At 59.1% G+C, this 11494-nt stretch carries 10 protein-coding genes; all 10 read left to right on the plus strand.

The window, feature by feature from the left end; all coding sequences use genetic code 11:
* Positions 1 to 3: 3 nt before the first annotated feature.
* The 10 genes from AB3G31_RS05740 (at position 4) to AB3G31_RS05785 (ending at position 11487) form a co-directional block, all read left to right on the plus strand.
* The gene (locus tag AB3G31_RS05740) at positions 4 to 1251 is read left to right on the plus strand and encodes an acetyl-CoA C-acyltransferase (protein WP_367849235.1); all 1248 of its coding nucleotides are present in this window, start codon (positions 4 to 6) and stop codon (positions 1249 to 1251) included.
* Between the two features lies 1 nt (position 1252).
* Positions 1253 to 2824, plus strand: coding sequence for an acyl CoA:acetate/3-ketoacid CoA transferase (locus tag AB3G31_RS05745; protein ID WP_367849236.1), 1572 nt, complete (start codon positions 1253 to 1255; stop codon positions 2822 to 2824).
* A 92-nt stretch (positions 2825 to 2916) separates the two neighbouring features.
* Complete coding sequence (locus tag AB3G31_RS05750; RefSeq protein ID WP_367849237.1) at positions 2917 to 3336, plus strand: PPC domain-containing DNA-binding protein; 420 nt, start codon at positions 2917 to 2919, stop codon at positions 3334 to 3336.
* Between the two features lie 104 nt (positions 3337 to 3440).
* Positions 3441 to 3995, plus strand: a complete 555-nt coding sequence (locus AB3G31_RS05755) for a hypothetical protein (protein WP_367849238.1) — start codon at positions 3441 to 3443, stop codon at positions 3993 to 3995.
* Positions 3995 to 4714 (plus strand): hypothetical protein, encoded by a 720-nt coding sequence (locus tag AB3G31_RS05760; protein WP_367849239.1) that lies wholly within the window; start codon positions 3995 to 3997, stop codon positions 4712 to 4714. The genes AB3G31_RS05755 and AB3G31_RS05760 overlap by 1 nt, the downstream gene beginning before the upstream one ends.
* A 26-nt stretch (positions 4715 to 4740) precedes the next feature.
* Entirely contained in the window at positions 4741 to 5061 is a 321-nt protein-coding gene (locus AB3G31_RS05765) for a nucleotide pyrophosphohydrolase (RefSeq protein ID WP_367849240.1), read from the plus strand.
* Positions 5062 to 5335: 274 nt separating this feature from the next.
* Positions 5336 to 7024, plus strand: coding sequence for an ATP-binding protein (locus AB3G31_RS05770; protein ID WP_367849241.1), 1689 nt, complete (start codon positions 5336 to 5338; stop codon positions 7022 to 7024).
* A 345-nt stretch (positions 7025 to 7369) separates the two neighbouring features.
* Positions 7370 to 10303, plus strand: a complete 2934-nt coding sequence (locus tag AB3G31_RS05775; protein ID WP_367849242.1) for an EAL domain-containing protein — start codon at positions 7370 to 7372, stop codon at positions 10301 to 10303.
* Between the two features lie 15 nt (positions 10304 to 10318).
* A complete protein-coding gene (locus AB3G31_RS05780) occupies positions 10319 to 10648 on the plus strand; it encodes a hypothetical protein (RefSeq protein WP_367849243.1) in 330 nt (109 codons plus the stop codon).
* Entirely contained in the window at positions 10645 to 11487 is an 843-nt protein-coding gene (locus tag AB3G31_RS05785) for an HDOD domain-containing protein (RefSeq protein ID WP_367849244.1), read from the plus strand. Before AB3G31_RS05780 ends, AB3G31_RS05785 begins: the two co-directional genes overlap by 4 nt.
* The last annotated feature ends 7 nt before the right edge of the window (positions 11488 to 11494 follow it).

An 11494-nucleotide genomic window follows, 5' to 3' on the forward strand; every position in this document is an offset into this window, starting at 1 on the left:
GCCATGCAACACTTTTCAGCCAAACTGGACGCGTGGATCGTGGACGGCGTGCGCACGCCGCTGGTGGACTACTGCGGCCCCCTGGGCGGTGTGTCGCCCACCGACATGGGCATCAAGGTGGCCCGCGCCGTGTTTGCGCGCAGTGGGGTGTCTGCGACGGATGTGGATTCGGTCGTTACCGGCTCGATGGCGCAGGCCGACTTCGACGCCTTTGTGCTGCCGCGCCACATCGGCCTGTACGCGGGCGTGCCCATCGCCGTGCCTTCCATCCTGGTGCAGCGTATCTGCGGCACCGGCTTCGAGCTTTTCCGCCAGGCCGCCGACCAGATCACCCTGGGCTATGCCAACCTGGCGCTGGTGGTGGGCACCGAATCGATGACGCGCAACCCGATTGCCGCCTACACCCACCGCAGCGGCTTCAAGCTGGGCGCGCCGGTGGAGTTCAAAGACTTCTTGATCGAAGCCCTGACCGACACCGCAGGCCCGGTCACCATGATCGAGACGGCGGAGAACCTGGCCCAAAAATACGGCATCACCCGCGCCGATGTGGATGCGTATGCCGCCCTGTCGTTTGAGCGCGCCTTGAAAGCCCAGGCCGATGGTTTTCTGGCGGGTGAAATCGTGCCCGTCACCAGCGAAAAGTTTGAACTGCCCGGCTACGCCACCCGTGGCATCCAACTGCCGCGCAAGGTCGCCCAGTTAGACCGTGACACCCATCCGCGCCCCTCTCCCATCGAAGCCTTAGCGGGCCTGCGCAGCGTCTACCCCGGCGGCGTGCAAACTGCGGGCAACAGTTCGGCCCTGGTGGATGGCGCGGTGGGCGCGCTGGTAGCCAGCGACACGTATGTGCGCAAACACGGCCTGCAGCCGCTGGCCCGTTTGCGCGGTGCCGCCGCCGCCGGTGTACCGCCCGAGCTGATGGGCATCGGCCCCGCGCCCGCCATCCGCGCCTTGCTGGAGCGCTGCGGCCTGACGCTGGACGACATTGGCCTGTTCGAGATCAACGAGGCCCAGGGCGCACAAACCATTGCGGTGGAACGCGAGCTGGGCCTGGACCGCGACAAGCTGAATGTGAATGGCGGCGCGATTGCGCTGGGCCACCCCCTGGCCGCCACCGGCGTGCGCCTCACCATCACCCTGGCCCGCGAGCTGCGCTGCCGGGGGCTGCGTTACGGCATCTCCAGCGCCTGCGTGGGCGGCGGCCAGGGCATGGCCTTACTGATTGAAAACCCCGAATACCTGAAAGACTGACATGCACATCATCACTGCAGCCCAAGCTGGCGCACTCATCCAAGACAACGCCACCATCTTCCTGGGCGGCCTGGCCGTGACCAGCCTGCCTGAGGAGGTGCTCAAGGGCGTGGAGCAGACCTTTCTGGCCACCGGCCACCCGCGCAACCTGACCACCTGGGCGTGCGGCGCCATCGGCAATAGCAAGGACGCAGGCATGGTCCACTTTGCCCACCCCGGCATGATCAAACGCACCATCGCGGGTCACTTCGGACAGACAGGGGCCGAGATGATGAAGATGGTGTTTGCGGGCGAGGTCGAGGCCTACAACTTCCCGCAGGGCAGCCTGTCGCACCTCACGCGCCACATCGCCAGCCGCAGCCCCGGCCTGCTGACCAAGGTGGGCCTGGGCACCTTTGTGGACCCGCGCATCGAAGGCGGCAAGCTCAACAGCCAGTCCACCGAAGACCTGGTCAAGCTGGTGGAATTTGCGGGCGAAGAATGGCTGTTTTACCCCTGTCCCAAGATTGACGTAGCCATCATCCGCGGCACCCTGGCCGATGAAAACGGCAATATCACGCTGGACAAAGAGGGCGTGCTGCTGGAGCAGATCAACATCGCCCACGCGGCCAAGGCCTGCGGCGGCATCGTCATCGCCCAGGTGGAGCGCATCGTGCAAGCGGGCAGCCTGCACCCCAAGGCGGTGAAGATCCCCGGCGTCTCGGTGGACTACGTGGTGGTCAGCCAGCCCGAAAACCACATGCAGACCATCGCCACCCAGTTCAACCCCGCCCTGTGCGGCGACGTGCGCGTGCCCACCAGCTCGCTGGAGCCCATGGCGCTGGACGAGCGCAAGGTCATCGCCCGCCGCACCGCCATGGAGCTCAAGCCCGGTGCCATCACCAACCTGGGCATCGGCATCCCCGCCGGGGTGCCGTCGGTGGCGGCCGAAGAGGGTGTGTCCGACCAGCTGACGCTGAGCATCGAGAGCGGCATCACCGGCGGCATCCCCGCGCAGCTGGGCGACTTCGGCGTGGCCTACAACGCCGAGGCCATCATCGAGCAGTCGCTGCAATTCGACTTCTACGACGGTGGCGGCCTGGATGCCAGCTTCCTGGGCCTGGCCCAGGCCGACTACTGGGGCAACGTCAACGTGAGCAAGTTCAACGGCCGCCCGGTCGGCTGCGGTGGCTTCGTCAACATCACCCGCTCCACCAAGAAGCTGGTGTTCTGCGGCACCTTCACCGCCGGTGGCCTGCAGGTGCAAGTGGCCGACGGCCAGCTCACCATCGTTCAAGAGGGCAAATCCCGCAAGTTCATCGAAAAGGTCGAGCAAATCACCTTCAACGGCCATGACGCAGCATTGCGCCAGCAAGAAGTGTTGTTCGTCACCGAGCGCGCAGTGTTCCAGCTCACCACCGACGGCCTGGAGCTGACCGAGATCGCCCCGGGTGTGGACCTGGAGCGCGACGTGCTGGCGCACATGGGGTTCAAGCCGATCATGCGGGATGTGAAGACCATGGACGCGGGGCTGTTCAGCGCGCAGTGGGGGGGGCTGGCGAAGGCGATGGCGGCCAGGGCGGTGCAGGGGTAGTGGAGCCGATTGGTTTTTGGTGATTTGCTTCTAAAATAATAGCTGCTCACGACTATCCCATAAGCACAAGCAGCCTATTTCCTATAAATCCCATGCAAACCCTCCCCCTGCGCCTCACCCCCGGCCAAGACCTGCGCCAGGCCCTGGAAGCCGCCGTGCGCAGCCACAACTGCCAGGCGGCTTTTGTGCTGTCGGGCATCGGCAGCCTGTCTACTGCCGGGCTGCGCTTTGCCGGGGCAGAGCAGCCGCAGCGGCTGGTGGGGGACCTGGAAATCCTCAGCCTGTCTGGCACGGTGGCGTTTGACGGAGCGCGCAGCAGTTCGCACCTGCACATGGCGCTGTCCACCGCGACCGGTGCCGTGCTGGGTGGGCATGTGGCAGCGGGCTGCATGGTGCGGACCACGGCGGAGGTGCTGCTGGCGCTGTTGCCCGAGTGGACGTTTGCGCGGGAGCTGGATGCGCAAACGGGGTTTGGCGAGCTGGTGGTGCGGGGCCGGTCGGGCTTGGATTGAGCGGTTTCTAGAATGTTGTATTCAAAATGCATATTGCATAAATTCTGATTTTTACCCGAATTTTTGTGGCATATTCAATATTCATATTGAATAAAAGTGAAATTATGGGTTCGTCAGGAATTAAATCGCGCCTGAGCCACGCGCAGTGGTCGCTCAAGCCGCAAGACCTGGTCATGGCTTTCAAGCTGGTCAGCTTGGCGGGGCAGCGCTTGCCCTATGTGGCCTTGGCGGAGGCTTTGCAGTTGTCGCAATTTGAGGCGCATGCCTGCGTGGCGCGGCTCAGCGCTGCGCGGCTGCTGGCCGAGGTGAACGAGGTGCCAACTCTGGTGATGGCCGCATTCCGACCGATGGTGCTGCTGGGGGCTCCGTATTTCTTCCCGGCGGTGCGCGGCGGGCTGGTCATGGGCTTCCCCACAGCCTATGGGGCGGAGCCGATCAAATCCAAAGTGTTGTTTGCCGATGACATGCCCCCCGTGTGGCCCCACGCGGATGGTCCCGTGCGTGGCATGGCCTTGTTACCGCTGTACCCCAAGCTTCCGTTGGCTGCGCTCAAAGATCCCGCGCTCTACACCATGCTGGCCCTGTTTGATGCGCTGCGTATTGGCCAGGCCCGCGAGCGGGAAATGGCGCGCCAGCTTTTAGAGGAACGGCTGGTGTGATGGCTGCCATACACAACCCCAACCTGGCGATTTTGGAACTGGTGGCGCAGGCGTTGGGCCCGGTGTGCGACAGCGTGGTGTTCGTCGGGGGCTGTGCCACAGGCTTGCTGCTGACACAGGAGCGGCCCGACCGCATACGCATCACCGAAGACGTGGATATCGTTGCCCAGGCGTTGACGACACAGGACTACCACGCCATCGAAAAGCGGGTACGGGCACAGGGGTTCAGCAACGATATGCGGGCCGATGCACCCATTTGCCGGTGGGTCTACCAGAACGTCACTTTGGATTTGATGCCTACGGTGAAGGATATTCTGGGTTTTGCCAACCGCTGGTATCCGCTGGCGCTGCGCACTGCATCGGTAGTCTGCTTGCCCAGTGGCATGGAGATCAAGCTCATTACCGCGCCGGTATTCATTGCCACCAAGCTGGAAGCGTTTAAAGACCGTGGGAAAGATGCTAATGGCAAGCCCGATTTTCTGGGTAGCCACGACCTGGAAGACATCGTCACCGTGGTGGACAGACGGCCAGAACTGTTGGACGAATGCCGTGCGATGCCGGTCGAATTGCGCCAGTATTTGGCCGAGGAATTCACGGCGCTGTTTGCCAATACCGAGTTTGAACCCACGCTGGCAGGGCATTTGCCGGGTGACGCATTCAGCCAGCAGCGCGCCAGGCCCTTGGCCAAGAAGTTGCGAGAGCTTGCGCAACTGACCTAGTGCGAACAATGATCTATAGCCCCACCATGACCACCATCCCCTCCCTCACCCAAGCCCTGCGGGACTTCGCGGCGGCGCGCGACTGGGCACCGTTTCACTCGCCCAAAAACCTGGCCAGCGCGCTGAGTGTGGAGGCGGCCGAGCTGCTGGAGCACTTCCAGTGGCTGACCGAAGACCAAAGCCGCAAGCTGTCCGCGCCGCAAACAGCCGAAGTTGCCGCCGAGGCGGCTGACGTGCTGCTGTACCTGCTGCAGCTATGCGACCAGCTGGATATCGACCTGCTGGAGGCCGCCCGCCTGAAGATGGTTGTGAACGGGCAAAAATATCCACCACTACCAAATAAATAGCTGCTTACGCCCATTTCATAAGCGTTGGCGGCCTATTTCTCTCTGTAAATTACCGGAGCTGGGGCAGGCCATTGAATGGTCGCCAAAGAGCGCGTATTCGCCACCTACGCCTCGATTCTCGGTATGGCGCGCTGCCTCCTCCGGTGGAAGGACAGAAGGCTTGGCATCGACTCTATTCGATTGATAGCAGGGGTACGATGTCGCATATGGTTTCCATGGTCGATACGCCTGGGTTCGTGCAAGAACTCGCCTTTTAGCGGGGTTTGATCTTCCTATGGCTCTTAACAACATAAAAATCAGCTATCGCCTAGCCATCGGCTTTGGCCTGATGCTGGTGCTTATGGTGGGTATAGCCGCAATTGCCGAGAGGGTTTCTAGAGACGCCCGCAACGGTCTCAATGAAACTGTCAATCGCAATAACAAAAAGTCAGAGGCGGCGTCCGCAATGCGCCAGTCACTGTTTCGACAAGGATTGATCGCACGCAAACTAGGGTTGACAAGTGATGTCGACGAGATGCAGCGCGACATGGCACAAATTTATGTGCAACAAAAACTTTATCTCGATAAAGAGATAGAACTACTCGGTCTTGGTGTCAGCCATGAAGAGCAGCCATTGATCGATGAAATGCGGCAGCGGCGCCTGGACGTCGAGCCCTTCGTGAAGCAGGCGGAAATCATGGTTGACGGATTCAATGCGGGTCAAGCGCTCAGGATATTCACGACACACGTCGCACCCATCCAGGAAAAATGGCTGGGTGCAATTGATCTGTTGGTGGAACAGCAAAACCGCCATATCCGCGATGATCTGGCCGAGTTTGAACTTAGAAGTCGTCGAGCGACATTGTTAATGGCCGCTATCTGTGTGGTTTCGCTGTTGCTTGCGAGCATTATTGCAAGCCTTATTACCCGGAGTATTACGGGATCGGTTGCCCAACTGCTCGCGTTCTCCAATCGGGTCGCGAAAGGAGACTTTAGCACCCGAGTAGACCATGGTGGTGAGCATGAATTTGCGGTCCTTGCCCGTGCCATGAATCAAATGGCCGAGTCATTGGAAAGCTCGCAGGCCCAGCTTCTCGCAGCCGCCCGCATAGCCGGCATGGCGGAAATCGCAACCAACGTTTTGCACAACGTAGGTAATGTTCTGAATAGCGTCAATATCTCTGCCGGCCTGATCGCAGGCCAACTACGGACTTCAAGGGTAAAGGGTTTGACGAAAGCCACACGAATGATGGAAGAGCGGTCGAGCGACCTCGCTGATTTTTTCACTCAGGATCCCCGCGGGAAGTTGCTACCCGCCTATTTGCGGGAACTTGCGTCGGCCCTAGAGTTGGAGCATTGCTCCATGGCGGAGGAACTGGGTCGCTTGGAAAAAAGTGTCGATCACATTAAAGAAGTGGTGGCCACTCAACAGTCGTATGCCGGTACGCCGCGCATGCTCGAGACTGTAAAACTGGATGAATTGATTGAAGACGCATTGCGTATGAACGCGGACGCGTTGACGCGCCATAAAGTTACCGTTGTGAAGGAACTCGCACCCCTACCGGTTCTGCGCCTAGACAGACACCGTATGCTGCAGATTCTGGTAAATCTCATTGGCAACGCCAAACAGGCAATGGATCATGCGCCTACGTCAAACGCAACCATTACAGTCCAATCCTGCGTTGTCGACGGAGTAACACTGAGGGTCGCTGTCATCGACAACGGAGAAGGCATATTGCCGGAAAACCTGACACGTATTTTTTCCCACGGCTTCACGACGAGGCGAGATGGCCATGGTTTCGGCTTACATAGCTGCGTGCTTGCGGCTCAAGAAATGGGCGGATGTCTTACCGGCCACAGCACGGGATGGGGCCAGGGCGCTCGTTTTACGCTAGAAGTCCCTCTTGGCAGCGGCCTGGAAATAGCAAATTCGGCCGTGCCGAAAGGCGATGGTGAGACAGAAGTGGCTAACCCAAAACCTTGATCAGGCCTCCCAACAGAAATACGTCCCCAAAATGGTGGGTGGAATGGGCAAAAAGCATCGGATTTAGCGAGATATGTGCGAGCCTTCAACGTCTTCGTCCCAAAAACATGACATGCTGAACGGCAGTGCCTAAACTGCATATTGATTTGCAATAGCCCGACGGATCCTGATATGTAAGCGCGTCGGAGTATGGGAGACAATGCAGAAATTTTCGATGCCACCGATGGCTTCATGCCGTATGCGACGGCAGCACGGTGTAAGTCCCCTATCGCACGCAACTTTTGCGCGCCATGTGAGTGGCAGATACTCCCCTTGTGGCTGTGTCTGCCTGTCAAAAGGCTAGCCATGTCCGAGCCACTATCTGTACCGACAATTGCCCCGGAATCAGCCGAGCTATCTCTGGCTGCATATCGTGCCCTTGTAGAGCAAGTACAAGCTGCTTTGTTCGTTGTACGAGAAGGTCGATTTCTTTTCGTCAATCCTAAACTGGTTGAGCTTTTCGGCTATCGCCGAGAGGACATGCTCGCTAGCATGGATCCTATTCTGTTGACTGCTCCAGAGTTCAGGGATACGGTGCGGGCGCAGACCCGCGCCAGGGTGGCTGGAGTCGCGGGGCATGCGTATGAGATTGATTGCATTCGTAAAGATGGTTCGCGATTCTCTGCCCAGGTATGGGGGGTGCGTATCCAGCTGTCTGGCGAAGTGGCGGACCTGGTAACGATACATGACGTAAGTGCGATCAAGCGTGCCACCCAGATTGCGCAGCAAAGAACCCAGCTGCTGACTTATGCGGAGGAGCTGGCCCGTATCGGTTCCGCGGAACTTGATGTCGCGACTGGCGGAATGACTCTCTCCGCCGGGATGTGCAACATTTTTGGAGAACCGGTATCGGAGGCGGAGGTAACCCGCGATTGGCTGCTGTCGCGAGTCCCAAGTGCCGACCGTCCTTACGTCCAAGTCATCAGTGAGGGGGTATCCCCTGGTGAGGTGTGCGAGTTCCAGCACCGCATCGTTCACGTGGACGGTAGCCTGCGTACGGTATTGCATCGCGAACTTGCCGAAGCCGATGAGCATGGAAACGTAAAGCGGGCCATCACAATACTGCAAGACATCACCGTACAGCATGCCGCTGAACAGCGGCTGGATACGCTGACCAACTCTGACGAGATCACTGGGCTTCCGAATCGGACCGCGCTGACTCAGCGACTAGATACATTGGTCCAAGATGCCCGCCGCCAGGACCGGAAGATTGCCGTGTTGGGTATCGAAATTGACCGGCTGAAGTTGGTGAGCGAATCTTTGGGATACGCCGCCAGTGATCTACTGCTGCAGGCTGTCGCGGCCCGGCTGCTGGGGAAGACTGAACGGGATGACCAGCTGGCGCATTTCGGAGGCGGGGAATTCGCCCTGCTGCTCGTGCGTGACGTGGACGCGGATGAGGGACTTGCACGGGCGTTTGCCACCACCGTGGTGGAAGCTCTGATGCCACCGTTTGTGGTTGGTGACAGCGAGATAAAAGTCACTTGCGGTATCGGTATCGCACTATTTCCGCTTCACGGCGATGGACCCGAAAAGCTGCTGCACCAAGCCCAGGCCGCGATGTATAGAGCGCATGAATTGGGCGCCAACCATACCTGCGTGTTCAGTGTCGACATGCATTCCAAAGCAATTGCGCAACTGGCAATGGAGTCAGCGCTCCGCCGGGCACTTGAACGCAATGAATTCGTGCTGTATTACCAGCCCAAGGTGGATTTGCTGGCTGGCAATATTATCGGCGTTGAGGCGTTGCTGCAATGGAGCGCCGCTGGCGTACCTACAGAAGATGCAAGAACCGAGTTTCTGCGGGTAGCAGAGGAAACCGGTCTGATCGTACCCATTGGTGAGTGGGTGTTGCGCACCGCCTGTCTTCAGGCACTGGCGTGGCAGCGCGCCGGCGTCGGGTCGCTGCGCATGGGGGTGAACCTATCGGCCCGTCAATTGCAACAACCGGAGGTAGCTCGGCGCGTACATGCGATTCTTGTGGAGACCGGTCTGGATCCCAAACTCTTGGGCTTCGAGATCACCGAAAGCGTGCTGATGGCTGAGAGTGCCCATGTGGGACGGGTTCTTGCGGAACTGAAAGCACTGGGCATTGAAATTTCGTTAAACGATTTTGGAACGGGTCATTCCAGCCTGAGCTATCTACGTACCTTACCCATCGACGTCGTCAAGGTTGACCGCTCTTTTGTGCACGACGTGACTGCGGCACCGCAGGATGTGTCTATTACGCGGGCCATCATCACCATGGCGCACAGTCTTCAGATGAAAGTCTTGGCGGTCGGAGTGGAAACCGAAGGCCAGTTGGCCTTGCTGATTGCCAATCACTGCGATCAGATGCAAGGACACTACTTTAGTCGGCCGATTGCGGCTGAGGCCGTAGAAGCATTGATGCGGGAAGGGCGACAGCTCCCCGAACATTTGCTGCTCCGTCGGGTGCGACAACGAACGCTGCTGCTGGTGGATGACGAGGACAGTATCGTGTCTGCATTGAAACGTCTGCTGCGCCGGGATGGCTACAACGTGGTGACCGCCAATAGCGGTGTCCAGGGGCTACAACGGCTGGCAGAAAACGCGGTGGACGTCATCGTCTCCGACCAACGTATGCCGGGTATGACGGGCGTTGAGTTTCTACGCCGCGCCAAAGAACTTTATCCCGATACGGTGCGCATCGTGTTGTCTGGGTATACAGAATTGCAGTCGATCACGGATGCCATCAATGAAGGAGCTATCTATAAATTTTTGACCAAGCCCTGGGATGATGCGCATCTACGGGACCACATCGCCGAGGCCTTTACACAAAAAGAAATGCTCGATGAGAACCGTCGTCTGGGCAGCGCCGTTATTGTTGCCAACCATGAGCTCAGCGCGGTAAACGAACGGCTGGAGAAGCTCCTTTCGAGTCAACGGGAGCAGATCAGCAGAGAAGAAAACAGCTTGAGCATGGCGCGCGAGGTATTGGACAACATTCCTGCCGCGGTCATCGGAATCGATCTGGATGGAATGCTGGCATTCGCCAATGCCGACGCCGAGGAGGTGTTTAGGCATACCGGACCCTTGCTGGGTCAATACGCCCGCGACATATTGCCCGCCGACCTGCTGCTTGTATGGCATGAGGCGGACGGCAGGTACCATGACATTGTCATATCTGGGCGGATGTGTCGCGCAGTATCCAAGGTTGTCGGTGGCGATCCGCGCTCGCGCGGGAAGCTTCTGGTACTGACACCCGGCAGCCAGCCTTAACCACGTAGTCAGAATATGCCCACAGCCTATGTTGCGATCGATGCGGTGCCGGAGGACGCCATGCTGGCCTTATCGCTGATGGATGACGACGGGAATCTGCTGCTACCCGCCGGCTCACCGTTGAGCAGCGCTACGCTGCGAGGGTTGCGTCGCCGGGGGGTGGAAATGATCGCCGTTGTTGTATCTGAAGCCGACCCAACCAGCGCACCCGCAGAAGATCTTGGCGTTCGAATGGATAGGCTGGCAAAACATATGCGCGTTTTGTTCCGGCATTCGCAGGCCGAAGGGCAGGTCAATCCGCTGTTTCATATTGTTTTGAACTACCGCCAAAGTGAATCGCCATGACGGTACTGTCTGCCCAGGAAATATTGCTCGGAGCAAATGACCTTCCGGTGCTGCCTGCGGTTGTACTGGAATTGCTTCAGTCCATGGCGGACGAGGGCAGCAATGTCGAACAGCTGGCGCTCAAAATCTCGCATGACCAAGCGCTGGCCGCCAAAACTTTGCGGTTGGCGAATTCGTCGTTTTACGGCTTGTCTCGGCAGGTGACGTCGATCATGGAGGCGACCACCATACTGGGATTGCGCACGCTGCGCAGCATTGCCACAGCCGCTGGACTCGTCGGTGGTTTCTCGCGAACCGGATGCCGGGGTTTCGATTTTGATGCGTTCTGGCGCCATTCGATCGGCACGGCCCTGTGCGCACGGGGCATAGCCAAATCGGTGCAGCTTGACGAGGATGCCGCGTTCACATTGGGGCTGCTCCATGACATAGGGCGCTTGGTCATGGTCAGTGGCTATCCCGAGCGTTATGCGCTGGCACTGGATTATCGACGCCAGCACGATTGTCTGTTGATTGACGCTGAACTTTCCGCCTTCGGGACGGACCATACGGCCGTCGGCAGTTTGGTGGCTGAGCGTTGGCGTTTTGCGCCTGTCATGGTTTCCGCGATCGCCGACCACCACGCGCCCCCGGTTGCCTCAGTTCTGGGCTTGGTCGATGTCGTTCACGTGGCGGACAATATGGCGCATGCGCTGGAACTTTCACAGCCCGGGGAGGAGGCGGTACCACCGCTGTCCGTGGCTTCTTGGGCTCGAACCGGCTTGAGCGATGAGACTTGCTTTCGAATTTTCAAAAGCGTAGAGGAACAGCATGGGTTGGTGTGTCAGACCCTATTGAGCTAAAAGGCGC

The organism is Rhodoferax sp. WC2427 (genome assembly GCF_040822085.1).
GTDB lineage: Bacteria > Pseudomonadota > Gammaproteobacteria > Burkholderiales > Burkholderiaceae_C > Rhodoferax_B.